The 24,816-nt window shown below is 72.7% G+C and carries 29 protein-coding genes; 13 read left to right on the top strand and 16 right to left on the bottom strand.

Going from position 1 to position 24,816, the window contains the following annotated elements; all coding sequences use genetic code 11:
- Positions 1–13: 13 nt before the first annotated feature.
- Positions 14–1,756, bottom strand: coding sequence for a sensor histidine kinase (locus HZS56_RS38960; RefSeq protein ID WP_308408171.1), 1,743 nt, complete (start codon positions 1,754–1,756; stop codon positions 14–16).
- A 220-nt stretch (positions 1,757–1,976) separates the two neighbouring features.
- Here HZS56_RS38960 and HZS56_RS27460 point away from each other — a divergent pair, with 220 nt between their 5' ends.
- Positions 1,977–2,570 carry an LURP-one-related family protein gene (locus tag HZS56_RS27460; RefSeq protein WP_216723477.1) on the top strand — a complete coding sequence of 198 codons (594 nt, stop codon included), beginning with the start codon at positions 1,977–1,979 and terminating at the stop codon, positions 2,568–2,570.
- A gap of 104 nt (positions 2,571–2,674) precedes the next feature.
- On the opposite strand, the gene HZS56_RS27455 is transcribed toward HZS56_RS27460, so the two are convergent.
- The 3 genes from HZS56_RS27455 to HZS56_RS27445 all read right to left on the bottom strand — a co-directional run bounded on the left by HZS56_RS27455 (position 2,675) and on the right by HZS56_RS27445 (position 4,746).
- Positions 2,675–2,944: a GlsB/YeaQ/YmgE family stress response membrane protein gene (locus tag HZS56_RS27455; protein WP_216723476.1), complete on the bottom strand. Its 270-nt coding sequence runs from the start codon at positions 2,942–2,944 to the stop codon at positions 2,675–2,677.
- 154 nt (positions 2,945–3,098) lie between these two features.
- On the bottom strand, positions 3,099–3,539 hold the full coding sequence (locus tag HZS56_RS27450; protein ID WP_216723475.1) for an SPW repeat protein: 441 nt from the start codon (positions 3,537–3,539) through the stop codon (positions 3,099–3,101).
- Positions 3,540–3,690: 151 nt separating this feature from the next.
- Positions 3,691–4,746, bottom strand: coding sequence for an acyl-CoA dehydrogenase family protein (locus HZS56_RS27445; protein ID WP_216723474.1), 1,056 nt, complete (start codon positions 4,744–4,746; stop codon positions 3,691–3,693).
- A gap of 426 nt (positions 4,747–5,172) precedes the next feature.
- On the opposite strand from HZS56_RS27445, the gene HZS56_RS27440 reads away from it, so the two are divergent.
- From HZS56_RS27440 to HZS56_RS27430, 3 genes are all read left to right on the top strand, one after another.
- A complete protein-coding gene (locus HZS56_RS27440) occupies positions 5,173–6,063 on the top strand; it encodes a glycoside hydrolase family 19 protein (protein WP_216723473.1) in 891 nt (296 codons plus the stop codon).
- Positions 6,064–6,223: 160 nt separating this feature from the next.
- Positions 6,224–6,619 carry a VOC family protein gene (locus HZS56_RS27435; protein WP_216723472.1) on the top strand — a complete coding sequence of 132 codons (396 nt, stop codon included), beginning with the start codon at positions 6,224–6,226 and terminating at the stop codon, positions 6,617–6,619.
- Positions 6,620–6,703: 84 nt separating this feature from the next.
- Positions 6,704–7,783 carry an adenosine deaminase gene (locus tag HZS56_RS27430; protein ID WP_216723471.1) on the top strand — a complete coding sequence of 360 codons (1,080 nt, stop codon included), beginning with the start codon at positions 6,704–6,706 and terminating at the stop codon, positions 7,781–7,783.
- Here HZS56_RS27430 and HZS56_RS27425 read toward each other — a convergent pair.
- Both HZS56_RS27425 and HZS56_RS27420 read right to left on the bottom strand, forming a co-directional pair.
- The gene (locus HZS56_RS27425; protein ID WP_216723470.1) at positions 7,765–8,280 is read right to left on the bottom strand and encodes a mycothiol transferase; all 516 of its coding nucleotides are present in this window, start codon (positions 8,278–8,280) and stop codon (positions 7,765–7,767) included. The two genes, HZS56_RS27430 and HZS56_RS27425, sit on opposite strands and share 19 nt — an antisense overlap.
- A gap of 52 nt (positions 8,281–8,332) precedes the next feature.
- Entirely contained in the window at positions 8,333–9,217 is an 885-nt protein-coding gene (locus HZS56_RS27420; protein ID WP_216723469.1) for a LysR family transcriptional regulator, read from the bottom strand.
- A gap of 129 nt (positions 9,218–9,346) precedes the next feature.
- Between HZS56_RS27420 and mgrA the strand changes: the two genes are divergently transcribed.
- Both mgrA and HZS56_RS27410 read left to right on the top strand, forming a co-directional pair.
- A complete protein-coding gene (gene mgrA / locus HZS56_RS27415; protein WP_216723468.1) occupies positions 9,347–10,342 on the top strand; it encodes an L-glyceraldehyde 3-phosphate reductase in 996 nt (331 codons plus the stop codon).
- A 720-nt stretch (positions 10,343–11,062) separates the two neighbouring features.
- Entirely contained in the window at positions 11,063–11,473 is a 411-nt protein-coding gene (locus tag HZS56_RS27410) for a hypothetical protein (protein WP_216723467.1), read from the top strand.
- Between the two features lie 114 nt (positions 11,474–11,587).
- Here the strand turns inward: HZS56_RS27410 and HZS56_RS27405 are convergent, their stop codons facing one another.
- The 3 genes from HZS56_RS27405 to HZS56_RS27395 form a co-directional block, all read right to left on the bottom strand.
- Positions 11,588–12,871, bottom strand: a complete 1,284-nt coding sequence (locus HZS56_RS27405; protein WP_216723466.1) for a streptophobe family protein — start codon at positions 12,869–12,871, stop codon at positions 11,588–11,590.
- 175 nt (positions 12,872–13,046) lie between these two features.
- Positions 13,047–13,463, bottom strand: a complete 417-nt coding sequence (locus tag HZS56_RS27400; RefSeq protein WP_216723465.1) for a PRC-barrel domain-containing protein — start codon at positions 13,461–13,463, stop codon at positions 13,047–13,049.
- On the bottom strand, positions 13,460–14,044 hold the full coding sequence (locus tag HZS56_RS27395; RefSeq protein WP_216723464.1) for a PRC-barrel domain-containing protein: 585 nt from the start codon (positions 14,042–14,044) through the stop codon (positions 13,460–13,462). Before HZS56_RS27395 ends, HZS56_RS27400 begins: the two co-directional genes overlap by 4 nt.
- 145 nt (positions 14,045–14,189) lie before the next feature.
- Between HZS56_RS27395 and HZS56_RS27390 the strand changes: the two genes are divergently transcribed.
- The gene (locus HZS56_RS27390; RefSeq protein WP_216723463.1) at positions 14,190–14,645 is read left to right on the top strand and encodes an ATP-binding protein; all 456 of its coding nucleotides are present in this window, start codon (positions 14,190–14,192) and stop codon (positions 14,643–14,645) included.
- A 63-nt stretch (positions 14,646–14,708) separates the two neighbouring features.
- Here HZS56_RS27390 and HZS56_RS27385 read toward each other — a convergent pair whose 3' ends face one another.
- Entirely contained in the window at positions 14,709–15,605 is an 897-nt protein-coding gene (locus tag HZS56_RS27385; protein WP_216723483.1) for an RNA polymerase sigma factor SigF, read from the bottom strand.
- A gap of 272 nt (positions 15,606–15,877) precedes the next feature.
- Here HZS56_RS27385 and HZS56_RS27380 point away from each other — a divergent pair, with 272 nt between their 5' ends.
- Positions 15,878–16,366 carry a helix-turn-helix domain-containing protein gene (locus tag HZS56_RS27380; RefSeq protein WP_308408170.1) on the top strand — a complete coding sequence of 163 codons (489 nt, stop codon included), beginning with the start codon at positions 15,878–15,880 and terminating at the stop codon, positions 16,364–16,366.
- Positions 16,367–16,416: 50 nt separating this feature from the next.
- Here the strand turns inward: HZS56_RS27380 and HZS56_RS27375 are convergent, their stop codons facing one another.
- The gene (locus tag HZS56_RS27375; RefSeq protein WP_216723462.1) at positions 16,417–17,019 is read right to left on the bottom strand and encodes a ClpP family protease; all 603 of its coding nucleotides are present in this window, start codon (positions 17,017–17,019) and stop codon (positions 16,417–16,419) included.
- Between the two features lies 1 nt (position 17,020).
- Positions 17,021–17,674 carry an ATP-dependent Clp protease proteolytic subunit gene (locus tag HZS56_RS27370; RefSeq protein ID WP_216723461.1) on the bottom strand — a complete coding sequence of 218 codons (654 nt, stop codon included), beginning with the start codon at positions 17,672–17,674 and terminating at the stop codon, positions 17,021–17,023.
- A 236-nt stretch (positions 17,675–17,910) separates the two neighbouring features.
- Here HZS56_RS27370 and HZS56_RS27365 point away from each other — a divergent pair, with 236 nt between their 5' ends.
- From HZS56_RS27365 to HZS56_RS27350, 4 genes are all read left to right on the top strand, one after another.
- Positions 17,911–18,393, top strand: a complete 483-nt coding sequence (locus HZS56_RS27365; RefSeq protein ID WP_216723460.1) for a VOC family protein — start codon at positions 17,911–17,913, stop codon at positions 18,391–18,393.
- Positions 18,394–18,432: 39 nt separating this feature from the next.
- Positions 18,433–19,134, top strand: coding sequence for a ribonuclease H family protein (locus tag HZS56_RS27360; protein ID WP_216723459.1), 702 nt, complete (start codon positions 18,433–18,435; stop codon positions 19,132–19,134).
- A gap of 99 nt (positions 19,135–19,233) precedes the next feature.
- The gene (locus HZS56_RS27355) at positions 19,234–20,523 is read left to right on the top strand and encodes an FAD-dependent monooxygenase (protein ID WP_216723458.1); all 1,290 of its coding nucleotides are present in this window, start codon (positions 19,234–19,236) and stop codon (positions 20,521–20,523) included.
- A 4-nt stretch (positions 20,524–20,527) separates the two neighbouring features.
- Positions 20,528–21,511: an aldo/keto reductase gene (locus HZS56_RS27350; protein WP_216723457.1), complete on the top strand. Its 984-nt coding sequence runs from the start codon at positions 20,528–20,530 to the stop codon at positions 21,509–21,511.
- A 31-nt stretch (positions 21,512–21,542) separates the two neighbouring features.
- On the opposite strand, the gene HZS56_RS27345 is transcribed toward HZS56_RS27350, so the two are convergent.
- Positions 21,543–21,890 carry a hypothetical protein gene (locus tag HZS56_RS27345; protein WP_216723456.1) on the bottom strand — a complete coding sequence of 116 codons (348 nt, stop codon included), beginning with the start codon at positions 21,888–21,890 and terminating at the stop codon, positions 21,543–21,545.
- 151 nt (positions 21,891–22,041) lie between these two features.
- On the opposite strand from HZS56_RS27345, the gene HZS56_RS27340 reads away from it, so the two are divergent.
- Positions 22,042–22,545, top strand: a complete 504-nt coding sequence (locus HZS56_RS27340; RefSeq protein ID WP_216723455.1) for a DUF6328 family protein — start codon at positions 22,042–22,044, stop codon at positions 22,543–22,545.
- A 9-nt stretch (positions 22,546–22,554) separates the two neighbouring features.
- Here the strand turns inward: HZS56_RS27340 and HZS56_RS27335 are convergent, their stop codons facing one another.
- The 3 genes from HZS56_RS27335 to HZS56_RS27325 form a co-directional block, all read right to left on the bottom strand.
- Entirely contained in the window at positions 22,555–22,983 is a 429-nt protein-coding gene (locus tag HZS56_RS27335) for an SsgA family sporulation/cell division regulator (RefSeq protein WP_216723454.1), read from the bottom strand.
- A gap of 195 nt (positions 22,984–23,178) precedes the next feature.
- Positions 23,179–24,150 (bottom strand): LLM class F420-dependent oxidoreductase, encoded by a 972-nt coding sequence (locus HZS56_RS27330; RefSeq protein ID WP_216723453.1) that lies wholly within the window; start codon positions 24,148–24,150, stop codon positions 23,179–23,181.
- 60 nt (positions 24,151–24,210) lie between these two features.
- A complete protein-coding gene (locus tag HZS56_RS27325) occupies positions 24,211–24,678 on the bottom strand; it encodes a serine/threonine kinase C-terminal domain-containing protein (protein ID WP_216723452.1) in 468 nt (155 codons plus the stop codon).
- Positions 24,679–24,816 lie beyond the last annotated feature (138 nt).

Raw genomic sequence — 24,816 nt, 5'->3', positions numbered from 1 at the left:
GCCGGGAGCGTGGTCACAGACCTCCGGTCAGGCAGTCCATGGGTAGGACACCTTGGAGGCGAGCTTCCCGTCGCGGAAGCAGAACCGGTAGGTGATGTCCTTCTCGTCGTCCTTGAAGTGCTCGCAGTCCGCGTCGTCGGGCAGCGCGGGCCCCTTCTTCTCCTCGCCCTCGGTGAGTAGCGATCCGCCTTCCGGGAGCTTCTTGCGCAGGTCCGCCTCGGCCTCGCCGACTCGTGCCCCCTCGTACACGCTCGTACACGCTCGCCGGTATGCTCCCCTTCTCCCACTCGTCGAGCCCTTTCGACACCCCCCACACCAGAAGGGCCCCGAGGCCCACGACGAGGACGACGGCAGCGGCGGCGCAACCCAGGGCGGCGTTCTTCTTGCGGCTCATGATGGCGGTGAACTCCTTGTGCAGTACGGCGTGTTCGAGAACGCCACCACTGTCTCCCGCCGGGGCCCCGCCGCTCTGCTCTCGGAAGTCGTCGTCCGCAGCCACCGAAGTCGCGCCGCCCGGAGGTGACTGCCGCTCGCCGTCGGCGTACGGCAGTACGCCGGCGAGGCGGAAGCCTCCGCCCGGGGTGCGGCCGGTGTGCACCATGCCGCCGACCAGACGGGCCCGCTCCCGCAGGCCCGTCAGCCCCTGTTGGCCGCCGATCGCGGGGGGCGCGGCCGGAGCCCCGGCCGGTACCGGGCCGTTCGCCACCTCGACCACGAGGCTGTCCGGTTCGTAGCGCAGCGCGACCGTGATCGGGGCGCCCGGCGCGTGCTTGTGTGCATTGGTCAGTCCCTCCTGAGCGATGCGGTACGCCGCCCGGCCGACAGCGGGGGTGAGGGGCCGCTGGGCGCCGGAGCGGTGCAGTTCCACTGCCGTGCCCGCGGCCCGCGACGACGCGACCAGCCCGTCGACGGAAACCGCGGGGCGGTCCGGGGAGGGCTCGGCCTCCCGCGCACCGGGCCCGGACGGCTCCGCGTCGTTGCGCAGGATGCCCACGGTTTCGCGCAGCTCCTGCATCGCCGACCTGGATGCCTCCCGGAGGACGCCAACACCTTCCCGCTGGCGGCCGTTGAGCTCCGGGTCCACCTCCAGCGCCCCGGTGTGCACGGCGATCAGGGCCAACTGGTGGCCAAGGCTGTCGTGCATGTCCTGGGCGATGCGCTGCCGCTCCAGCAGCCGAGCCTGGCGCGCCACCATCGCTCGTTCGCGCACCAGTTGGGCGTTGTGCCGCCGCAGGGCGTCCAGCAGGGCGTGCCGCTGGGCGCGGTACCGGGCGGCGAAACCGGGTGTCACCACCAGCGCCAGGAAGGAGCTCCCGGCCAGTACGACGGTCAGCAGCACCGGCAGCCCGCGATCTACATCCGACGCGGTGGCCACGTCGGCGGCAAGGTGGAGTCCCAAACCCGCCGTGAACGCGGCCAGTGCCCGCATCGGGCGCTCGATGCGGCTGCCGGCGGACCAGCCGGTGCAGACCAGCAGGGCGAACGCACCGGGGAAGGCGCCGGCCAGGGCCGACGCGGCCAGCAGGGCCGACGCCGGCAGGGCGCGACGCGCCAGGGACACCACGGCGACGAACAGGGCCAGTGCCCCGCCCTGCACCAGGGAGCCGGTCTCCGCCGTGCGGAGGACGCCCGCGAGCCCGGAGAGCACTGGGGTGAGCACGGCCTCGCCGGCGATCCGCCGCCGGGGCCAGGGGGAGGCGGCGGCGAGACGGAAGCGGAACGACGGTCCGGTACGGGGAGTTTCTGCAGCATCCACGCGCAGACGATAGACGGCCGTTCTCGGGCGCCCGCATCCTCCCTTCGGTGCGGTCTCGCGCGACGAAAGTGGCTCCCCGGCTTTCCTGGGGGCCCTGTCTTCTTTGGTCGTTACGGGTGACGACTTATGGAGACTGCCGCAGGGCGGGCGGTCCGGTGATGATGGCTCCGCCGGACGCACCCCGCGGCGGCACAAGGAACGACGGCCAGGGAGTGGAACAGTGGGAAGTGCGGGACAGTGGACCGGCAGCCGCTTCACCGTCCGGCAGGAGAACGGGCTCAAGGCCGCCCGTTACACGGTGAGCGAGCTGATGCCGGACGGCTCGCAGGGCGAGGTGCTGGCCTGCGCCGAGGTGAAGTATCTCTCGCTCAAGGAGAAGATCACCTTCCACGCCGGTGCGTCCGGGACCCGCGTGCTGTTCACCATCGAGGAGCGCTGCCTTCGCGGCGCCGGTGACGGCTACGACGTGTGGGACGCGGAGGGCGACCTGGTCGGCGGTTTCGAGGAGCGGGAGATCGCCTCACTGGTGCGTTCGACCTGGGTGCTGGACGAGCCCGGATTCCCGGACGCCGTCGGCCGCGAGCGCAACCGGTTCGTGGCCGTGCTCCGCCGCGCCTGGGACTTCCTGCCGCTGGACATGCCGTTCCTGTGGCCGTACCACTTCGACTTCGAGACGGGGGGCAAGCGGGTGCTGAAGGTGGACAGGAAATGGGGACTGCGGGACCGTTACGTGGTCGACATCCTCATACCCGGTCTTGACCCCCGCCTGGCCGTCGCCCAGGCCGTGGCCCTGGACACGTTCCAGGACCGCTGACCCGAAGGGGCCGGCGCCGGCGGCGGGCAGACGGGGGATGTCCCGGTCGGAAGGCTCCAGGCCCATGACCGGATCCTTCAAGGTCGGCCCCGCTCGTTGAGCTCTCAGCGGCCCGGCCGCGACCGGGACCGGTCCAGCGCGGCCACGCCGACCGCGGCCAGGCCGATCTGGATGAGCCACTCGATCCAGTCCACGCCGTCCGTGTCGGCCACGCCGAACGCCGATGCGACCCACGAGCCGATCAGGGCGGCCACGATCCCGACGAGAATGGTCCACAGCACGCCGATGCGCTGCCGGCCCGGCACCACGAGGCGGCCCAGAACGCCGATGACGATTCCGATGACGATGGCACTGATGAGGCCGTCGATCTCCATGTCCACCCCTCCTGCGTCAGAACCCCCGCACCGGGGAGTGTGCCCGCTGCGGGCGAGTGCAGTCCGGTGGGTTCGGACGCGGCCGGAGGGCGCACGCACCGGTGAGCCGGCCCGCAGGTGCGCGGACCGGCCCGTGTCACGTTCTTCCGGGTTCCTAGTGCCGTGGGGCGCTCCGCGCCGCCGTACCGGCGCAGACCATGCCCAGGATCAAGGCGAGGGCGCCGATGACGATGTTGTTCCAGATGACGCCGGCGTCCGGACTCGACCCGACGATCCACGGCGAAATGATCATCCAGACGCCGATCGCGCACATGGCCCAGCTGAGGCCGTACATGCGTTCCGGGGCGCGGGTGAAACCGAGGGCCAGCAGACCGATGGCGATGCCCACGATCAGATTGTGGGCCACGAGTGAGGGCTGGCTGGTGGTGAAGTGGAGTATCCACGGGGACACGGCACAGTAGAGGCCGAGCAGGAACACCGGCCCGTCCACGAGTGCCACGTCCCGACCACCGAGCATGCGGGCATAGCGTGCCTGCATTTCCGGGGCGTCGGGGTGGCTGGTGATGTCACCTCGGGGGTGCGAGACGTTGGCCATGAGTCGTCTCCTTTGGCTTACAGGGCCCACCGCTTCCGGCGCGGTGTGCGGTAACGCCGCATGAGTTCCATTGTGCTCTTATTTTTCCCTTATGTGTAGTCGTGGAGGGCGCGATCGCAGACTCCGGCCCGGCCCTCTCCCGGGCGATGGGTCACAGCGTCGCCAGCGCCTCCAGGTGCGCCTCGCGCACCGGCGCGGTCTGACCCTGGACCAGCAGGAACATCGCCTCCCGCGCGAGACGTTGGGCCGGGTGGTCCAGGCTCGTGGCGCGACCGCCGCCGGACACCACCGCCGCCGTCGTGGCGGCCCGCAGCAGGTCGTACGCGCGGGTCCGCAGCGCCAGCCGTTCGGCGACGCGCTCGCTGGGGACGGGATGGTCGGCGAGGGCGTACGCCTGCTCCCTGACCTCGTCGAGCCGGGCGCGCAGCGCGCCGGCCGCACCGGGCCCGTCGGGCGCCGCGGCGAGCAGGTCCAGTGCGGCGCGGGCGACTCCGAACACGGCCGGGGAGGTGTTGGTGCTGCGGGGCACGTCGACGCGGGCGAACTCCTCCCGCGGGGTGCGCAGCACCACCGACTCCTCCGGCACCCACAGGCCGTCCAGCGCCAGGGACACGGTCCGGGCGGCGGTCAGCGCCGCAAGCCGCATCGGCGCGGAGGGATGCAGCCCCGGCTGCTCGCGGGCGTCGGCGAAGGCGAACACCACCTCGTCGGCCCCGGTCACACCCGCGAGCAGCATCAGGTCGTTCAGGCCCCATCCCGTGTACCAGGGCACGGTCCCGTCGAAGCGGACACCTCCCCGCTCGGCGGTGGCGCGCACCGGCACCCGGGGGTGGGAGCGCACGTGCGCGTAGGCGATGCCGGCCAGGAGTTCGCCGTCGGACAGGGGGCGCAACAGGCGTTCACGGGCGGGAAGTTCGGGAGCAGCCCGGCTGAGCAGCCGTACCGGCGTGTGGTGCTGGGTCTGCACGAACCACGTGGACAGACAGGCGCCGGCGAGGATTTCCGCCACCTCGCGGGCGACCGCGTCCGGGGCGCCGGCCCCGCCGTACTCCACGGGTGCGCCGACTCCGAGCAGCCCGGACCGCCGGACCGCCTCCAGGTGGCTCGCGGGCACGACGTCCTGGTCGACACGCTGGGCGGAGGGGGCGAGGAGGTCGTCCGCGAGGCGGCGTGCCTCGGCGACGAGCGGGTGGGGTGTGGTGGTCATGAGGCGATTGTCCCGACGGCTGCCGGAGGGCGACGAGCCGGTACGGCACCGAGGGCCGGGACGCCGGCACCGCACCGGAGGGCCGGGACATCGGCACTGTACCGGGGGTGGAGTGGTGACGCGGCACCGCACCGGGGGTGAGGAGTGGTGCCGCGGCACTGCATCCGGGATGGGAGTGGTGGCGCGGCACCCCGGGGACGGGGCTGCGACGTGTGGCGGGTTCGTGCCGCAGCGGTGAAGATCCTTTCCATACTGACTGGTCTACACCCTTGACTGGTACAGACCAACGCGGTTGAGTGTGCAGCCACACCCCCCTCCACGGCCGCCCCCACGCCGTGGCCGGTCCCACCGGCACGTGCGCGCAGGGCTCAGCTCCGATCTGTCCCTGTCCGGGAGCGGCCGTGCTCCGCCGAAGGAGACAGACCTGTGTCGAGGCGCCGCACATCCGCTCTGGTGACCGCACTCGCACTCGCGGGAGCCGTGCCCCTGTTCATGCCGGCGGGCGAAGCGTCGGCCGCCGCGTGTTCGAGTTACCCGGCCTGGTCGGCCGGTGCGAACTACAACACCGGCGACATCGTCCGCTACACCGACGGCAAGGCCTACATCGCCGAGCACGCCAACCCCGGCTACGACCCGCTCATCAGCACCTGGTACTGGGACCCGTACCCCTGCGACGGCGGCTCCGGCACGCCGGTCGGCCAGTTCGTCGTCAGTGAGGCCCAGTTCAACCAGATGTTCCCGGGCCGCAACTCCTTCTACACCTACAGCGGTCTGACCGCCGCGCTCAGCGCCTATCCCGGCTTCGCCAACACCGGAAGCGACACCACCAAGAAGCAGGAGGCCGCGGCCTTCCTCGCCAACGTCAGCCACGAGACCGGCGGGCTCGTGCACATCGTCGAGCAGAACACCGCCAACTACCCCCACTACTGCGACGGAACGCAGCCCTACGGCTGCCCGGCCGGGAACGACGCCTACTACGGGCGCGGACCGATGCAGCTCAGCTGGAACTACAACTACAAGGCCGCGGGTGACGCGCTCGGCATCAACCTGCTGAACAACCCCTGGCTGGTGCAGAACGACTCGGCCGTCGCCTGGAAGACGGCCCTGTGGTACTGGAACACCCAGTCCGGTCCCGGCAGCATGACCGGGCACAACGCCATGGTCAACGGCGCCGGTTTCGGCCAGACCATCCGTTCCATCAACGGCGCCGTGGAGTGCGACGGCAGGAACCCCGCCCAGGTCCAGAGCCGCGTCACCAAGTACCAGCAGTTCAGTCAGATCCTCGGCGTCTCCCCGGGCGGCAACCTGTACTGCTGACCCGTCCGCTTCCGAAGCGAGAGGGCCCTCCGTTCCGACGGGGCGGCCCTCTCGCCCGTTGGGCCCGTCCGCCCCCGGCGGGGAATCGAGGGCGGGACTTGGCGCCCGGTCAGTTTTACGTATAACCTCTCCGGTCAATCACCCGTCCCGGAAGGTGCCGATGACACGCATCGCCCTGGTCGCCCTCGTCGTCGACGACTACGACGAGGCGATCCGCTTCTACACCGAGGCCCTCGGTTTCCGCCTCGCCGAGGACACGCCCCGGCCGGACGGCTCCCGCTGGGTCGTCGTCGAACCCGGCCCCGGCGCCGGGGGTACCGGTCTGCTGCTGGCCCGCGCCAGGGGAGAGGCCCAGCGTTCCCGGATCGGCGACCAGACGGGTGGGCGCGTCGGCTTCTTCCTGTACACCGACGACTTCGCCCGGGACCACGCCCGCATGACCGCCGCGGGCGTGACCTTCCTCGAGGAGCCGAGGTACGAGCCGTACGGCTCGGTCGCGGTCTTCCGGGATCTGTACGGCAACCGCTGGGACCTGCTCCAGCCCGCCACTCCCTGATCCGCCCCGCGCAGTAGCACCCCCGCACCCGCGTATCCATCACCCCGCGCGCAAGCGCAGCCATCCGCCGAGGAATCACCGCACATGACATCTACGCGCATAGACGCCGACACTCTCCGCCGCCTCCCCAAGGCGGTCCTCCACGACCACCTCGACGGAGGACTGCGCCCCGCGACCGTCGTGGAGCTGGCGCGGAACGCCGGCCACTCCCTGCCGACCACCGACCCCGGCGAACTGGCCGCCTGGTACTACGAGGCCGCCAACTCCGGCGACCTGGTGCGCTACATCGCCACCTTCGAGCACACCCTCGCCGTCATGCAGACCCGCGAGGGCCTGCTGCGCACCGCCGAGGAGTACGTCCTCGACCTCGCCGCCGACGGCGTCGTCTACGGCGAGGTGCGCTACGCCCCCGAGCTGATGACCCGCGGGGAACTCGCCCTCGCCGAGGTCGTCGAGACCGTCCAGGAAGGGCTGGCGGCCGGCATGGCCAAGGCGGCCGCGGCGGGCACCCCGGTCCGGGTCGGCACCCTGCTGTGCGGGATGCGGATGTTCGACCGCACCCGCGAGACCGCGGACCTCGCGGTCGCCTTCCGGGACGCCGGCGTCGTCGGCTTCGACATCGCCGGCGCCGAGGACGGCTTCCCGCCCGCCGACCACCTCGACGCCTTCGAACACCTGCGCCGCGCGAACGTGCCGTTCACCATCCACGCCGGCGAGGCGCACGGGCTGCCCAGCATCCACCAGGCCCTCCAGGTGTGCGGCGCCCAGCGCATCGGCCACGGCGTACGCCTCACCGACGACATCCCCGACCTCGCCGCGGGCAAGCTCGGCCGCCTCGCCGCCTGGGTGCGCGACCGGCGGATCGCCCTGGAGATGTGCCCGACCTCCAACCTCCAGACCGGAGCGGCGACCTCGATCGCCGAGCACCCGATCACCGCGCTGAAGGACCTCGGCTTCCGGGTCACCCTGAACACCGACAACCGCCTCGTCTCCGGCACCACGATGACGCGGGAGATGTCCCTGCTGGTCGAGCGGGCGGGCTGGAGCGTCGAGGACCTGCGCACGGTCACGGTGAACGCCCTCAAGAGCGCCTTCGCGCCGTTCGACGAGCGCAACGCCCTGATCCGGGACGTCGTCCTGCCGGGCTACGCGTCCGTGCTCTGAAGGAGCCCGCGGGCGTATGCGGCCTGTCCGACGTGCTGGAGGTCGTCGGACAGGACGCTGACCAGGCGGGCGCCGAGGGTGACCGGCGGCTCCCAGTTCTCGTCCACGATCCGTTCCAGGTCCTTGGCGGCCAGGGAGCGCAGCGCGCCGAGCGTCTGCTCGTGCACGGCGTCGTAGTAGCCGGTCAGCAGGCCGGCCGAGTCGACCCGTACCTTCGCGACCCGCGCCGAGTCGTGGCCGTACCCGGTGTCGTGGCGGGGCAGACCGAGGCCGAAGCGTTCCTCCCAGCCCCCGGACAGCCACAGCTGGTCGAGACCGAAGGCGTCGGCGACGTGGTCGTCCTGGACCCGGGTGAGGTGCCAGACCAGCCAGGCGACGGAATTGGCGCCGGCGGCGGGCCGGGCGTTCAGGCCGTCGGGGCCGAGACCCCCGACGGCGGCGTGGACTTCTTCCTGGATGCGGCCGTAGCCCTCGATGAGGATGTCCTTCGCATGCATACGTCCACCATCGCGCAGTCGGGCCGCGCGCGCTCCCCGTTCAGGCGCCCGTTCAGGCACCCGCCGTGGCCAGCAGCCCCATCAGTGCCCGCGCCGCCGGGCTGGTCGCCTGCACGGGCGGCAGCAGCGCGATGGTCTCGTACTCCGTCGCACCCGCGTCCTTCAGCGGCAGCGAGGTCAGGGCGGCCCGCTTGTGCCGGAAGTGCCGCGGCACGACGGCGATGCCGAGGTTCTCGTCGATCAGGTCGAGCAGGCCGTGCACGTCGTTCACCTCCAGCGGGACCGTCCGCCGCACCCCCGCCGCGGCGAAGACGGCGTCGGTGACGCGCCGCGGGCCCCAGTCCGGGTGGAAGTCGACGAAGATCTCGTCGGCCAGATCGTGCGGAGTGAGCACCGCGCCGTCCGCCGCCAGGCGGTGCCCGGGATGGCACAGCACCGTCATCGGCTCCCCGGCCAGCGAGACCGAGCGCAACTGCTCCGTGTCCGCCTGGGTGCGGTAGGCGAAGGCCAGGTCGAGCCTGCCCTCCGCGACCTCTTCCGCAAGCTCCCCGGAACCCGCCTGCCGCAGCCGGATCTCCACGTCGGGGTGCTGCCGCCGGAACCCGGCAAGGAGCCGGGCCACCGGCACCCCGGCGATGCACTGCTCGGCACCCAGCGACAGCGTCCCGCGCAACACCCCCTGCACCGCGGCGACCGCCTCGTGCGCCGACCGCACCTGGGCCAGGATCCGCTGCGCCTCGCCCAGCAGCGCCCGCCCGGCCTCCGTCAGGGTCACCCGGCGGGTCGTCCGCACGAACAACGGCGCCCGCAACTCCCGCTCCAGCGCCCGGATCGACGCCGACAGGCCCGACTGGGACACCAGCAGCCGTTCCGCCGCGCGGGTGAAGTGCTGGTCCTCGGCGACCGCCACGAAGTGCTGGAGATGACGCAGTTCCATGATTGAGAAGCGTAACCGCGCAATCCCATCGGATTCTTCTGTTGGACCACTGTCCGCAGGCCGCGCCAGAGTGGGGGACGGCCGCACCCGAGCCCTCCGTACCACCGGGCCAACCCCTCTGGAGTCGCGTTGTACACCGCACACCCCGACCGCTACGCGGACCCCTCCTTCTACCGGCGCGCCGGACGCAGCGGTCTGAAGCTCCCCGCGCTCTCGCTCGGTCTGTGGCACAACTTCGGCCCGGACCGTCCCGCCGAGACCCAGCGCGCCATCCTGCGCCGCGCCTTCGACCTCGGCGTCACCCACTTCGACCTCGCCAACAACTACGGCCCGCCCCCCGGCTCCGCCGAGTCCGCCCTCGGCGAGGCCCTGCGGGCCGACTTCGGGCCGTACCGGGACGAGCTGGTGATCTCCACCAAGGCGGGTTACCTGATGTGGCCCGGACCGTACGGCGAGTGGGGCTCTCGCAAGTACCTGCTGAACTCGCTCGACCAGAGCCTGACCCGCATGGGGATCGACCACGTCGACATCTTCTACTCCCACCGCCCCGACCCGGACACTCCGCTGGAGGAGACGATGGGCGCCCTGCACACAGCGGTGCAGCAGGGCAAGGCGCTCTACGTCGGCGTCTCCAACTACTCCGCCGAGCAGACCCGCGAGGCCGCCCGCATCCTCGCCGGACTCGGCACCCCGCTGCTGATCCACCAGCCGCGCTACTCCATGCTCGACCGCCGCCCGGAGACCGGCGGCCTGCTGGACGCCCTCGACGAGCTGGAGGTGGGTTCCATCGCCTACTCCCCGCTGGAGCAGGGACTGCTGACCTCCCGCTACCTCGACGGCATCCCGGAGGACTCGCGCGCCGCGAGCGACAGCCCCTTCCTGAACTCGGACGCCGTCACCGGGGCACTGGTCGGCAAGCTCCGCGCCCTGGACGAGATCGCGTCCTCGCGGGGCCAGTCGCTGGCCCAGCTGGCCCTGGCCTGGGTGCTGCGGCAGGGCAGGGTGACCTCCGCCCTGGTCGGCGCGAGCAGCCCGCAGCAGCTGGAGGACAGCGTGGCGGCCACCAGGAACCTGCACTTCGACCCCGACGAACTGGCCCGCATCGACAAGATCGTCCAAGGCTAGGAGCCCCTGGGCCCTGCGCCCCGGTCCCTGAGGCGGCGACGCGCGCCCCGGGGACCGGGGCGCACTCGTGCGGGCGCCCACCTTCCCGGGGGCCCGGTCCGGGAGGCCGCACGCCTGCCGAATGCGGTGTTCCGCGCCGTTGTACGGTCGTCCGCGCCGTTGAGCGTGCATCTGCTCGTGGCCGCCGACGGCGGGCACAGGGGCCGGTTCGGTGTTCCGCCGCCATTGGTCCAGGCCGCGCCGCCCGCCTCGGTCCCCGCGTCCGGGCCGGCGTTCGAGGCCGCGCAGCGGCGCGCGACGGCATCGCCGTCTGACGGGTGCGTGCGGACCGGGCGATCGGTCACCGCGGTGGCGGTGTGCGCTGGTCGGGGCCGGTTCCCGGTCCCGGTGACCGGGCGGTCGCCACCGTGCCCGCGCCCCTCCGCGCCGTCGATCGTCCCCGGGCCGCGGCGGCCCGTCGCCCCGTGGCGAAGGGAGGCCGACGGTGCTTGGTGTCCCGGACAGCGGCGGCGCGGGACGCGGGCGACGGTTTTTCGGCCATCAAGCACCCTGAATATGCCAGGAGACTGGCCGGAAACTCATGGTGACAGTGGTTCAGTCGTGAACATACTCACCTCTAGGGCCTTTCACACCATGCGACAGAGCCCTCACGCACAGCACACGAGCCGCACGAACGCCATGCCCGACCGGCAGGCGGCAGGGTGACGGGGGAGGGTAGCAGTGCACGACGAGTTCCTGTGCCATGTCACCGCATACGGCGTCTGCGACGGCCGGCGCATCGGTGTCCCCCTGGGGACCTACCGGGCACCGACGCTCGCCCTCGCCCTGTGGTGGCTGCGTGACCGCGCCTCCTGGATGGCCGAGCGGCTGGACCCGCAGCCCGACAACCCCCACTTACCCCGCGGCGTCCTGACCCCGCTCGCCGACGACGCGCCCGACGTGCCGAGCGTCCTGCGCGCCTGGTGCGCCGACGACCTGCAACAGGAGCTGGTCGCAGACGAGTTGGCCGCCGGACGGCTGGTGCGCATCGCGACCAGCGACGCGACCACCGAGTACGAGCTGATGGCCGAGTCCGTCGACGCGCTGCGCATGCAGCGGGCCGCGCCGCCCCTGGTCGTCCCCGTCGCCTGAGGCCCCGGGCGACGTCCGGGAAGGCTCTCGCCACGTCCGGGAAGGCCCCGGCGACGTCCGGGAAGGCTCTCGCCACGTCCGGGAAGGCCCCGGCCAGGTTCGCGAAGGCCCCGCCTACGTCCGCGAAGGATCCTCTGCGGGCCGGCGCCGCACCCACCGCGCGAGCAGCGCGCCGAGCGTCCCCGCGGCCAGACCCCACAGCAGGGCGAGACCGACCGCACTCCGCAGCCGCGGCCGCAGGAACACCTGTCCGGACAGGCCGCCGCCCAGGTCACCGATGCCGAGCACCGACAGCCCGTAGTGGGCGGAGACCCGGCCGACCAGCCCGATCATGAGAACCGTCAGCGCCAGCGCCACCCCCATGCGCACGGCGTGCAGCCAGAGCGGCGTCCGGGCCGCGGAACCGTACGCCACGCCGAACCCCGCCGCCAGGACCAGGACCGCCGCGACGACCAGCAGCCACCACATCCGACCGTCGCGTTCGGTGAGCGTGCCCAGGTTCACGGTCGACACGTCCCGGGTGCGCAGCACCTCGTCGAGCACCTGCGGCATCGGCAGCCCGAAGGGCCCCTCCACGCGTCCGTTCCACGTCGCGCCGAGACCGACGGTGAGCGCGAGCCACGCCAGGTTCGGCAGCCCGAGAAGCACTACGGCGAAGGTGTCCGCCGGGTGCCCCCGCGTGCCGGCGGCGACCAGGGCGACGACGACGCCGAGGACGACGTACACGAGCAGCAGTGCGGTCATCGCGCACGCCGCCGGCCGGGCCGACGCCCGCAGGCTCGGCAGCCGACCGGGCAGTGGCGGCTCGCGGGTCACGAGCAGGGCCAGCACGAACACCCCCGCCAGCCACAGCAGTCCGAACAGGACGGTGAGTGGCACGTCCGTGGTGAAACCGACCCGCGGGGCGACGCCGAACAGGTCGCCGAGGTCGCTCAGCACGCCTTCGCCGAGGGAGACCTCGAAGGTCTGCCGCGCGGCGAAGGCCGCCCCCAGCAGCGCGAGCAGCCACAGGAACGCGATGCGCCCGGCCCAGCCCGCCAGATCCGCCGCGCCCGCCACGGCACGGTGCCGCAGCGGCCGCAGGAAGCCGCGGGCGAGTACCAGCGCGCCGGTGAGGGTGACGGACAGCGGCAGTACGGTCAGTCCCGCGTCCGTGTCGGCGAGGTCGCCGGCGTCGCCGGACATCTCCAGCGCGCCGCCCACGGCGGTGACGACGGTGGCCGCGACCACGCGAGGGAAGGCACGGTCGGGCAGGTCCGCGGCTCCGGCCGCCCACAGGCCGAGCGCGGCGACGCCACCCATGGCGACCAGCGCGGCCAGCACCGTCCCCAGGGCCTGCGCCCAGCCGTGCCCGACAACCGGCGGTCCGGCAGGTCCCGAGGGGGTTCGCGCACTCACCCCGCCACGCTAAGCAGCCCCGGCACCGCCCGCCCGCCGACAGGGCCGTCCGCGTCGTCCGCCCGGCGGGGCAGGGGACGGTGCGGCGAGGGGGAGTCCTCCGGTGCCGGTGTCCGGGTCCTGCCACGGTCCGGCACCGTACGGCGGATCCGCCCGCCGCGGTACGGAGCGGGGGTCAGGCCGCCCGGACGACCAGGGCGTGGTCGCCGAGGCCGAGGAGACGGGTCGGCGGCACTTCGCCGTGGCTGGTGAAGAGGGCCAGGAGCCGGCCGGTCGCCGGGTCGAACGCCACGTCCAGGACCGTGCCCTGCTCGTTGCCCGTGTCGGTCAGGATCCGATGCCCCAGCAGGTCCCGGCGGGGCGGAGCCTGCCCGGGCGGGGCGGGGGAGTGGGCCCGCACGGCACCGGGCCCGAACGTGTCCACCGCATCCCGGGGCAGCACCCGTTCCCGGCGGAAACGGCCGGCCCGCAGCCGCACGTGGCTCACCCGCGCGGCCGCCACGTCCACGGTCAGGGACGTCACCCGGCCGATCGGCCCGCCACGGCCCGGCAGCACCACCGGCAGCCCGCGCACCTCGCTGAAGAGCATCACGGCAGCGACTCCCGCCACCCGCCCGGCACGCCGCCGACGAGCGCGCCGAAGCCGGACAGGTCGTCCGCCACGTGCCGGACGGCCTCCCCGGAAACGACGAGGGTACGGCCGGCGACCTCGACCGTCCCGCCGCGCGGCACGTACACCCGCCGCCGGTGCCGCGTCGGCCCCGGCGCGAACCCCCTGCTCGCCGCCACGCGGAAGCCGACCACCCGCCCGCCGGTGCCGCCCTCCACCACCGCGTCGAGCACCGTGCCGACCTCCGTACCGGCCTCGGTGAGCAGCCTCGCCCCCAGCACCCGGGCCCGTACCGTCTGCTGGTGTGCCGTCATCGCCGCCGCACTCACCAGGGCCCGCCGGCCCTGGACCATCACCGCGTCGTGGCCCAGTGAGTACACCGCCGACCAGGGCAGAGCCTCCTTCAGCGGACCTGTCGGCAGCCCCCGTCCCGTCAGCGTGAAACCGGTGATCCGGGTGGCCGCGGCGTCGCATACGGTGTCCTTGACGTGGGCGACGGCATCGCCGCCGAGGGTCACCACGGGGCGCGTGGTGAGGCTTCGTGCGGTCATCAGTTCGTTCATCGCACACCCTTCCCACACCTGCGGGTTCCCCGCGGCACTGTGACGATGCCCGCACTCGGAAGAGACGGGGACTGTGCCGCGGCACTCGGGGTACGAGCACAGGTGCAGCAGCGTCCGGCCAGTCCGGCTTCCGAGAGAGAAACGCATGACCGAGTACCTGGACGGGGCAGTGATACCGACTGGTTTCGACGTACCCGTTGAACCGCTGAGGCGGGCGGCCCACTACTCCGGTGAGCCGGGATGCATAGCCGAGGCGCGCTCCTTCGCCTCCCTCTTCCTCGACCAGCTGAGGACCGAGTGGTGCGCCGCGATCGGCCCCCGGGCCGACGGCGCGGTCCTGCTGGTGGTGAGCGAGCTGGTCACCAACGCCGACCGGCACAGCAAGGGCCCGTACATCCTGGAGCTGGAGGGCACGGGCACCTCGGTGTCGGTGACCGTCTACGACAGCAGCGGCGCGGTGCCCGAGCGTTTCCCCCGCGATCCCGAACGGATCGGCCGGCACGGCCTGGAGATCGTCCACGCCCTGGTGGAGACGGTGGTCGTCGAGCGCGTCCCGGTGGGCAAGCGGGTACGCGCCACGGTGCCCCTCACCGAGGGGTGAAGGGCACCGCCACCCTTCTCGGGATGCCGCGGGCCTGTCACGACGGCGCGGGCGCGCGAGTGCTCAGGCGCAGCCGAGTTCGCCCAGCATGCCCTCGCGCAGCCGGGTGATGATCCGCTTGATCAGCCGGGACACGTGCATCTGCGAGCAGCCCAGCTCCGCACCGATCTCCGCCTGCGTCGCCTCTTCCACGAACCGCATGTGGATGATCCGGCGGTCGCGCTCGCTCAGCTCGGCCATCAGCGGCGCCAGTGAGTGGAAGTCCTCGACGAGCCGCAGCCCGTCCTCCTCCACGCCGATGAAGTCGGCCAGCACCGACTCCCCGTGCTCGGGGCCGTCGCCGGTGAGTGCGGCGTCCAGCGACGAGGAGTTGTAGCCGTTGGCCGCGATCTGGCCCTCCACCACCTCGTTCTCGCCGATGTTCATCAGCGTGGCGAGTTCGGCGACGGTGGGCTCGCGGTCCAGACGGGAGGACAGCTCCTCACGGGCCCTGGCCAGCTCCACGCGCAGCTCCTGCAGCCGCCGCGGCACGTGCACCGCCCAGGTGGTGTCCCGGAAGAACCGCTTGATCTCACCGACGATGTACGGCAGCGCGAACGACGTGAACTCGACCTCGCGCGACAGCTCGAACCGGTCGATGGCCTTGATCAGCCCGATCATGCCGGTCTGGACGATGTCCTCCATGTCGTCCCCGCGACCGCGGAAGCGGCCGGCGGCGAACCGCACGAGCGACATGTTCATCTCGATCAGGGTGTTGCGCGCGTACTGGTATTCGTGCGTGCCCTCCTCGAGCTCCGTCAGCCGCCGGAAGAACTGGCGGGACAGCTGACGCGCGTCGCGCGGCGCCACACTGCTCGCGTCCACGACCCCCGGCAGCGTTCCGACGTCCGTTCCGCCCCCGGCGGTCCCGGCGGTCTCCTCGACAACCTGCGCTTGCGGCCGGACCACGGCGGTCTCCATTACCTCTCCCACGAAAGTCACGCTTCGACGTCTCCTGGGCTGTTGACGTCTCCTGGGCTGTTCCCGCCTGCGGGTACCCCGGGCGCGACGGCACATGCCCCGAGCGACGGCCCGAGTCGCTCAGTGGCGGGAAATCTGCGCCGCTGTGTCTTCGCGGGGCGATGTCCGTACCTCAAGCGTAGCCCCGCCCACCGCGGTCGGCACCCGAGGATTTCCCTCAGGGCGCAACGCCGGACCCTTCCGCGGCGCAGCCGGGACCCTAGCCTGAGGAGGTGACCAGCCACGTGCCGAACGAAGCGCGCGTCATCGCGCTGCGCCCGCCGACCGCCCATCCGGAGCCCGGCCGCCCGCAGTCCGCCCATCCGGAGCCCGGCCGCCCGCAGTCCGCCCGCCCGCGCGGCGGCTCCGCGGCCCGGCCGGCCGGGCCTGAGCAGCGGCCGCCCGCCGTGCGGGAACCGCTGTGGCGCGATCTGGTCGGCGACGTCCTCAGACGCGAACGCCTCGCGCAGGAACGCACCCTGAAGGAGGTCGCGGAGTCCGCCCGGATCTCCATGCCCTACCTGTCCGAGGTGGAGCGCGGCCGCAAGGAGGCGTCGTCGGAGGTGCTGGCCGCGGCGGCGGGCGCCCTCGGACTGGGCCTGGGCGACCTGCTGGCGCGGGCCCAGGGCGAGTTGGTCCGCCTCGCCTCGCGGCACACCGGTGCCGCACCGGGCCGTGGCACCTCCGCGTCGCGGTTCGACGGGATGTGCCTGGCCGCCTGAGGCACGCACGGGCCGGCGCCCCGCCTCGCGCGCGGCGCCGGCCCGGCGTCTCACACCCCGGCCAGACGGCGGCTGAGGACTTCGTCCGCCAGCCCGTACGCCACCGCCTCCTCCGCCGTGAACACCTTGTCCCGGTCCATGTCCGTGCGCAGGGTCGCGACGTCGTGGTGCGTGTGCCGGGCCAGGACCTCCTCCACCTGGGCGCGGATCCGCACCATCTCCTTGGCCTCGAGTGCCAGGTCGGAAATGGTCCCCCGGCGTCCGCCGCTGGCCGGCTGGCCCAGCAGGACCCGGGCGTGCTCGAGCACGAACCGCCGTCCGGGGTCCCCGCCGGCCAGCAGGACCGCGGCCGTGGACGCCGCCTGCCCGACGCAGAAGGTGGAGATGGGCGCCTGCACGAAGGTCATCGTGTCGTAGATCGCCATCAGTGACGTGAACGAGCCGCCGGGGGAGTTGATGTAGACGGCGATCTCGCTCTCCGGCGCCGACGACTCCAGGTGCAGGAGCTGCGCGATCACGACGTTGGCGACCCCGTCGTCGATCTCGGTGCCCAGGAAGATGATCCGCTCCGACAGGAGCCGGCTGAAGACGTCGTAGGAGCGCTCGCCCTGCGGGGTGCGCTGGACGACGTTCGGAATCGTGTAGCTGCTCATCTCACAGTCCCATCCGTCGCCTGGCGGCGGCCGGGCGCACATCCGAGAAGGACTGGACGACCTGGTCCACCATTCCGTACTCCCGGGCCTGTTCGGCCGTGAACCACCGGTCCCGGTCGCCGTCCCGGCGGATGGTCTCCGGGCTCTGACCGGTGTGCTCGGCGGTGATCCGCTCGATGGTCCGCTTGATGTAGTCCAGGCTGTCGGCCTGGATCTCGATGTCGGCGGTGGTGCCGCCGATGCCCGCGGACGGCTGGTGCATCATCACCCGCGCGTTCGGCAGCGCGTAGCGCTTGCCCGGCGCGCCGACGCTCAGCAGGAACTGGCCCATGCTGGCGGCGAACCCCATGGCGAGCGTCGAGACGTCGTTGGGGATCAGCCGCATCGTGTCGTAGACGGCGAGGCCCGCGTGCACGGAGCCGCCGGGGCTGTTGATGTACAGGCTGATGTCGGTGCGCGGGTCCTGCGAGGAGAGGATCAGCAGCTGGGCGCAGACCCGGTTCGCGGACACCTCGTCGACCTGCGTGCCCAGGAGCACGATCCGCTGGTCGAGCAACTGCTCGGCCAGCCGGTCGTCGAACGGGGTGGCGGTGGTGTCGCCCTCCTCCGCCCGGGGCGGTGCGGCGGCGCCCGGGCCGGCCATGAGTGGAGACATCGGCACTCCTTGTCGAGTAGCGAGTAGCGAGTAGTGAGGAATCGCGGGGTGGTGCGCGGCGGTCGCGCCGCCGGCTTCTCCACTCTCGGCCCGCCCGTGCCCCGGGCGGGGACTTCTCTGCCCGCGGCAGATTCGCCACGGGCAGAGCCGGAGGATCCCGCCGCCCGGACACCGATGAGTTCCGCGGCCCGCACCGGTCGACAGTGGTGACCGAGTTCCACACCCAGGAGGCAGTCATGAGCACCGACGGATTCACCACGTGTCTCTGGTTCGACGGCGAGGCCGAGGAGGCCGCCCGGTTCTACGTCTCGCTCTTCAAGAACTCCGCCCTCGGCGCCGTCGCCCGCTACCCCGAGGGAGGACACCGGCCCGCCGGCACCGTCCTCACCGTCGAGTTCACGGCCAACGGCCAGAAGTTCGTCGCACTCAACGGCGGTCCCGAGTTCACCTTCAACGAGGCGGTCTCCTTCCAGATCACCTGCGAGGACCAGGAGGAGGTCGACCACTACTGGGCCCGGCTGACCGAGGACGGCGGCACGGAAGGTCCCTGCGGCTGGCTCAAGGACCGGTTCGGGGTGTCCTGGCAGGTCGTCCCCGGCAGGCTGGAGGAGATGTTCCGCGACCCGGACCCCGCCAGGGTGGCCCGCGCCAACCGGGCCATGATGTCGATGGGCAAGCTCGACATCGCCGAGCTGGAGCGCGCGTACGCCGGACAGTGAGCGCACCACCGGCGTCCGGACAGCCCACCGGGCCATGGCATGATCGGGCGCATGCGTGAACGTGTGGTGGCCGCGTGCGACGGGGCTTCGAAGGGAAACCCGGGTCCGGCCGGCTGGGCCTGGGTGGTGGCCGACGCGACCGAGAGCCCGGTGCACTGGGAGGCGGGCCCGCTCGGCCGGGCCACCAACAACATCGCCGAACTCACGGCCCTGGAACGCCTGCTGGCCTCCACCGACCCCGACGTGCCGCTCGAGGTGCGGATGGATTCCCAGTACGCGATGAAGGCCGTCACCACCTGGCTGCCGGGCTGGAAGCGCAACGGCTGGAAGACGTCCGCGGGCAAGCCCGTCGCCAACCGGGACCTGGTCGTGCGCATCGACGAACTGCTCGGGGGCCGCTCCGTCGAGTTCCGCTACGTACCCGCCCACCAGGTCGACGGCGACCGGCTCAACGACTTCGCCGACCGCGCGGCCAGCCGGGCGGCCGTGGCCCAGGAGCCCGCGGGCAGCGCCCTCGGCTCCCCGGAGCCGCCGCCCGCCCCCGACGTACCGGCGGCCCGCAAGGCACCCCGGCGCGCGTCGAACACGGCCCGCAAGGGCGGCGGCTCCTCCGCGCGCACCATCAAGGCGAAGTTCCCGGGACGCTGCCTGTGCGGCCGTTCCTACGCGGCGGGCGAGTCCATCGCCAAGAACGACCAGGGCTGGGGCCACCCCGAGTGCCGTACGGCGGCCGCCGGATGAACCGCCCGGCCCCGGCCGTATAGCGCGGCGGGACCACCTCTCGTTGCTACTGTGCGTACGCGTGAAGGCGCGTAATGTCACTACGAGTATGCATCTGGGGTGCGCGTGAAGGTCGCCTGCGTCGGCGGCGGGCCCGCCGGCCTGTACCTGTCGATCCTGCTGAAACTGCAGGACCCGTCCCACGACATCACCGTCCACGAACGCGACCCGGAGGGCTCCACCTACGGCTGGGGCGTCACCTACTGGGGCGGACTCCTCGACCGCCTGCGCGAACACGACCCCGAGTCGGCCCGCGCCGTTCTGGAGCACTCCGTGCGCTGGCGGGACGGCGTCGCCCACGTAGGAGACCTGTCCACCCGGCACCGCGGCGACGAGGGCTTCGGCATCGGCCGCCACCGGCTCCTGGAGATCCTCGCCGCCCGCGCCCGCTCCCTCGGCGTGGACCTGCGCCACGAGCACCGGATCACCGGCGACGCCCCGCCCGCCGCCGATCTCGTGGTCGCGGCCGACGGCGCGGGCAGCGCGCTGCGCACCCGCCACGCCGCCCACTTCGGCACCGGGATCACACACGGCCGCAACCACTACCTGTGGCTCGGCACCCCCAAGGTCTTCGACGCCTTCACCTTCGCCTTCGCCGAGACCGGCCACGGGTGGATCTGGGCGTACGGCTACGGCTTCGGACCCGGCGGCAGCACCTGCGTCGTCGAGTGCGCACCCGAGACCTGGCGGGGCCTCGGGCTGGACCGGGCCGACGAGGCCGAAGGACTGGTCCTGCTGGAGAAGGTGTTCGCCGGCGTCCTGGACGGACACCCGCTCACCGCCCGGTCCGCGGGCCGTGCCGCCGCCCCGTGGCAGACCTTCCGCACCGTCACCAACCGCACCTGGTCCAGGGACAACCTGGTCCTGCTCGGGGACGCCGCCCACACCACGCACTACTCCATCGGCGCCGGCACCACGCTCGCCCTGGAGGACGCCATGGCGCTGGCCGCGGCCCTGCGCGAACGGGACAGCGTCCCGGACGCCCTCGCCCACTACGAGCGCGAACGCCGGGCCGCCCTGCTGCCGGTGCAGAGCGCCGCCCGGCACAGCGCCCAGTGGTACGAGAACCTGCCCCGCTACATCCACCTCCCCCCGCAGACGATGTTCGACCTGCTCGGACAGCGCCACTCGCCCCTGCTGCCGTACGTCCCGCCCCGCCTGTACCACCGCGTGGACCGGGCGGTGAGCCGGCTGGAGGTACTGCGCCGGCTCAAGCGCAGGCTCGGCCCCCGGCTGGCGCGGGCGGCACAGGCCCGCACGCTCGCCGCCGCGCACCGGCCGGAGCCGGAAGGGTCGTCCCCGCGCGGTACCGGGGCACGGCGGACGACCGACCGGCGCATGACAGACTGACGCCATGGACGAGCGCACTTTCGACAGGTCGGACCAGCACGCGTCGGTGGTCGGCCTCGGCACCTGGCAACTGGGCGCCGACTGGGGAGACGTCGACGACAAGGAGGCCCTCGCGGTCCTGGAGGCGGCGGCCGAGTCGGGGGTGACCTTCTTCGACACCGCCGACGTCTACGGCGACGGACGCAGCGAGCAGACCATCGCGGCCTTCCTCGCGGGCCGCCCCGACCTGCACGTGCTGGTCGCCACCAAGATGGGCCGCCGGGTCGACCAGATCCCGCAGAACTACGTACTGGACAACTTCCGGGAGTGGAACGACCGTTCACGCCGCAACCTCGGCGTCGACCGTCTCGACCTCGTGCAGCTGCACTGCCCGCCGACGCCCGTCTACTCCACCGACGAGGTGTTCGACGCCCTGGACACCCTCGTCGAGGAGGAGCGCGTCGCCGCGTACGGCGTCAGCGTCGAGACCTGCGCCGAGGCGCTCACCGCGATCGCGCGGCCGGGCGTCGCGAGCGTCCAGATCATCCTCAACCCGTTCCGCATGAAGCCGCTGCGCGAGGTCCTGCCGGCCGCCCGGGAGGCGGGCGTCGGCATCATCGCCCGGGTACCGCTCGCCTCCGGCCTGCTGTCCGGCAAGTACACCGGCGACACGGTCTTCGCGGCGAACGACCACCGGAACTTCAACCGGCACGGCGAGGCCTTCGACCAGGGCGAGACCTTCTCCGGCGTCGACTTCGCCACCGGCGTCGAGGCCGCCGCGGAGTTCGCCGCGCTCGCCCCCGAGGGATACACCCCGGCCCAGCTGGCACTGCGCTGGATCGTCCAGCAGCCCGGAGTGACCACGGTGATCCCCGGCGCCCGCACGCCCGCACAGGCACGCGCCAACACGGAGGCCGCCCGGCTGCCGGAGCTGTCCGGGCAGACCCTCGCGGCCGTCCGCGACCTCTACGACCGCCGGATCAAGGACCAGGTCGAGAGCCGCTGGTAGGCGGTCGCGCCCGCGACGGCGGGCGGCCGTCTCACGGCACCAGGAGCAGCTGCCTCTCGCGCTCCTGGTCGCCGGCGGCCGCCCCCTCGTCACGCGTGGCGAAGGCGCGCGTGAGCGTCTCGCTCGCCGCTTCGACGGCCTGCGGCGTGCCCTGCACGGTGACCGTCACCGGCGCCGACAGCGCGGCCGCGGCCCCGCGCCCCGCCGGGGACGCCTGCGGCTCGGACGGGGAGTCGAACGTCGCGGTGCGCACCGTCGCCCGGTCGTCGGCCGGCAGGCCGTCGGGTGCGCCGAAGACCCCTTCCAGCGCGTGCACGATCGCTCGCGCGTCCCCGATCCCACCGCCACTGAGCGTCACGGTGAGCTGAGTGTCGGACATGCTCCGTACCTCCCTGCGCCTCGGTCGGTCCCGGCCCGTGTAACCGCCTCCCGATCACCCAAACCGGGCGTCGCCGCCCCCGCGGGGCGTCTGGAAGCGGGGATCCCGGGAACTGGGAGAGGGACGCACGGACGGCCACCGGGAGGACAGGGTGAGCAACTCGGGCACGGCGGAGGACGGAGGCCGGCGCAGGGGGCGCAACGAGACCGAGGAGGAGCGCGCCGACCGGATGTGGACGGAGCTCATCCAGGAGGTACGCGTCGCGCAGATGGGTGTCCAGATCCTCTTCGGCTTCCTGCTCACGGTCGTGTTCCAGCCCAAGTACGAGAGCCTGTCCGACACCGACCAGACGATCTACCTGATCACGGTGGTCCTCGGGGCCGTCACCACCGGAGCCCTGATCGGGCCGGTGTCCCTGCACCGCCTCGTCTCCGGGCGACGGGTCAAGCCCCAGGCGGTGCGCTGGGCGTCCCGGCTGACCGTGCTCGGCCTGGTGCTGCTGCTCGCCACCACGGCCTGCTCGCTGCTGCTGATCCTGCGCGTCGCGACCCACGACGGCTTCGTGCCCTACCTGGTGACGGGCGTGGTGTTCTGGTACCTGCTGTGCTGGTTCGGGATCCCGCTGTGGACCCGGCGCCGCCACACCGCCCGCTGACGCGGCCGCTCAGCCCTCGGCCGCCAGCGCCGCCAGGAAGTCGTCGACGGCGACCTCCTCCTCGCCCGGCGCGACCACCGCGTGCGTCTCGCGCAGGAAGGCCTCGACGGCGGCGGCCCACACGAACACCACGGCGCGGTGGCGTTCCCCGTCGGAGCGGTCGTCGCCGAGCAGTTCGACGCGCAACTCGTTCCACATGCCCCGCGATTCGGGCCGCAGCCGCACGTCCCCGGTACCGACCGGGCGGGCGAGGCCCTCGCCGACCATCTCCCGGTCCAGCGTCCAGCGGGCCAGCACCCGTCCGTCGTGGCAGAAGACCACGGTGAGGGCGAACGGGTCGGCCGCGTCGTAGCCGAAGTGGGCGAGCACCGGGAAGCGGTCGGCGGTGTCGCCCGCCTGGAGCTGCACGACCAGGGTCTTGTGCACACGTGCGTTCACGGGGCCTCCAGCGGGACGGACGTAGATCCCTCTAGTACCCCGCGCGGGGCCAAGATGCTCAGGCGGACGGGTGATTCGCCCGCCCGCCTGCCCCGGGTCCGGTCCGTCCGTGCCGGGTTCGGTATGTGCGCCCCGGGTCCGGTCCGTGCTCCCGGGGTACGCCCACTCGCGCCGCGTGCGGTCCAGCGCCCCGTGTCAGTCCAGTGCCTCGCGCAGGGCCGGCAGCAGCGTCTTCTCCGACCAGTCCAGGAAGGCCGGTTGGGACTCGCCGCCGATCTGCACCAGGGCGATCTCGGTGAACCCCGCCTCGGCGTACGGGCGTACGGCCGCGACGAAGGCGTCCGGGTCGTCGCCGCAGGGGATCGACCCGGCCACGTCGTCCGGCGTGACGAACTGCGTCGCGGCGTCGAAGGCGTCCGGGTGCGGCAGTTCGGAGTTGACCTTCCAGCCGTTGCCGAACCACCGGAACTGCGCGTGCGCCCGCTCGATCGCGGCCTTCCGGTCGGGGTCGTAGGACACCGGCAGCTGGCCCACGCGCGGCTTGCCGGTGCCGCCGTGCCGGTCGAAGGACTCCACCAGCCCGGCCTTGGGCTCGGTCGCGATCACCAGGTCGGCGAGCTCGCCCGCCAACCTGCAGGACTGCTCGCCGGAGACGGCGATCCCGATGGGCGGCGCGGTCTCGGGCAGGTCCCACAGCCGGGCCGACTCCACGCCGAAGTGCGTACCGCGGTGGTTGACGTGGCGGCCACCGAAGAGACCCCGGATGATCTCCACGGCCTCCCGCAGCATCTCGTGCCGCACGTCGGCGGAGGGCCAGCCGCCGCCCACGACGTGCTCGTTCAGGTTCTCACCGGCGCCGAGCCCCAGCCGGAACCGGCCCTCGGACAGCAGTTGCAGGGTCGCCGCCTTCTGGGCCACCACCGCCGGGTGGTAGCGGAACGTCGGGCACGTCACATACGTCATCAGCGGGATGCGGGACGTCGCCTGGGCCGCCGCGCCGAGCACGCTCCACGCGTAGGGAGAGTGCCCCTGCTCGCGCAGCCACGGGAAGTAGTGGTCCGAGGTCACCGAGAAGTCGAACCCCACCTCCTCGGCCCGCACCAGATGGCCGACGAGCTCACGGGGGCCGGCCTGCTCGGTCATCATCGTGTATCCGATTTGCACCATGACGCCCGAGTCCCCGCCCGGGCGCGGCGAAAACGGCGGTGCACCCGGTACGCGGGGGACTCAGCCCTGCTCCTCCCGGAACGTCGCGAGGAACGCGGCGAGCGCCCGCTCGTTGCCGCGGTCGTCCCAGTCTCCGGCCGGTGTCGACCAGCGCAGCGAGAAGCTGCGCCCGCCGCCCAGGAGGTAGCCGCGCCCGAAGGTACGGACCCGGGCACCGTCGTCCCGGACGACCCACTCCATGTCGGCCGCCTCCCGGCCCCGGTACGTCGTCGCCCGGATCTCGCCGATCCGCCGGTAGCCCGCCCTGCGGGCCAGGCCGGGCTCGACGTCGTCGCGCCACACCGCGACCGGGTCCGCGCCCACCCGGCTGCTGCGGGTGACCGCGAGGGTACGCGGATCGCCCGCGGCGCCGAACACCACCCGGTACGCGTTGCCCGGCACCCGCGAGGTGTCCAGCCGCCGCCACGTCCCGGGCAGGGCGACCGAGAAGCCCTCCGGCGCGTCGTAGCGGCGGAACCCGGCGGGCACGCCGTCGCCCGGCCGTGACGGCGCGGCACTCCCACTGGGCGCCCCGGGCGCGGAAGCGGAGGCGGTAGGAGAGGAGGAGGGAGGAGAGGAGGCGGTAGGAGAGGAGGAGGCCGGGGGAGGCGAGGGGGCCTCGTCTCC

The sequence above is a fragment of the Streptomyces mayonensis genome, assembly GCF_018982965.1.
In the GTDB taxonomy this organism is placed as follows: Bacteria; Actinomycetota; Actinomycetes; order Streptomycetales; family Streptomycetaceae; genus Streptomyces; species Streptomyces mayonensis.
Note: the sequence above shows the minus strand (reverse complement) of the source record. Positions and strands in the feature narration are given on the sequence as shown.

What these genes read in the sequence shown, in the direction of transcription:
- HZS56_RS27365 (WP_216723460.1), top strand. Translation starts at nt 17,911, where the DNA reads ATGAGCACCGACGGATTCACCACGTGTCTCTGGTTCGACGGCGAGGCC.
- HZS56_RS27455 (WP_216723476.1), bottom strand. Translation starts at nt 2,944, where the DNA reads ATGGAGATCGACGGCCTCATCAGTGCCATCGTCATCGGAATCGTCATC.
- HZS56_RS27450 (WP_216723475.1), bottom strand. Translation starts at nt 3,539, where the DNA reads ATGGCCAACGTCTCGCACCCCCGAGGTGACATCACCAGCCACCCCGAC.
- HZS56_RS27445 (WP_216723474.1), bottom strand. Translation starts at nt 4,746, where the DNA reads ATGACCACCACACCCCACCCGCTCGTCGCCGAGGCACGCCGCCTCGCG.
- HZS56_RS27370 (WP_216723461.1), bottom strand. Translation starts at nt 17,674, where the DNA reads ATGTCTCCACTCATGGCCGGCCCGGGCGCCGCCGCACCGCCCCGGGCG.
- HZS56_RS27360 (WP_216723459.1), top strand. Translation starts at nt 18,433, where the DNA reads ATGATCGGGCGCATGCGTGAACGTGTGGTGGCCGCGTGCGACGGGGCT.
- HZS56_RS27375 (WP_216723462.1), bottom strand. Translation starts at nt 17,019, where the DNA reads ATGAGCAGCTACACGATTCCGAACGTCGTCCAGCGCACCCCGCAGGGC.
- HZS56_RS27390 (WP_216723463.1), top strand. Translation starts at nt 14,190, where the DNA reads ATGACCGAGTACCTGGACGGGGCAGTGATACCGACTGGTTTCGACGTA.
- HZS56_RS27330 (WP_216723453.1), bottom strand. Translation starts at nt 24,150, where the DNA reads ATGGTGCAAATCGGATACACGATGATGACCGAGCAGGCCGGCCCCCGT.
- HZS56_RS27385 (WP_216723483.1), bottom strand. Translation starts at nt 15,605, where the DNA reads ATGGAGACCGCCGTGGTCCGGCCGCAAGCGCAGGTTGTCGAGGAGACC.
- HZS56_RS27430 (WP_216723471.1), top strand. Translation starts at nt 6,704, where the DNA reads ATGACATCTACGCGCATAGACGCCGACACTCTCCGCCGCCTCCCCAAG.
- HZS56_RS27395 (WP_216723464.1), bottom strand. Translation starts at nt 14,044, where the DNA reads ATGAACGAACTGATGACCGCACGAAGCCTCACCACGCGCCCCGTGGTG.
- HZS56_RS27425 (WP_216723470.1), bottom strand. Translation starts at nt 8,280, where the DNA reads ATGCATGCGAAGGACATCCTCATCGAGGGCTACGGCCGCATCCAGGAA.
- HZS56_RS27345 (WP_216723456.1), bottom strand. Translation starts at nt 21,890, where the DNA reads ATGTCCGACACTCAGCTCACCGTGACGCTCAGTGGCGGTGGGATCGGG.
- HZS56_RS27350 (WP_216723457.1), top strand. Translation starts at nt 20,528, where the DNA reads ATGGACGAGCGCACTTTCGACAGGTCGGACCAGCACGCGTCGGTGGTC.
- HZS56_RS27435 (WP_216723472.1), top strand. Translation starts at nt 6,224, where the DNA reads ATGACACGCATCGCCCTGGTCGCCCTCGTCGTCGACGACTACGACGAG.
- HZS56_RS27420 (WP_216723469.1), bottom strand. Translation starts at nt 9,217, where the DNA reads ATGGAACTGCGTCATCTCCAGCACTTCGTGGCGGTCGCCGAGGACCAG.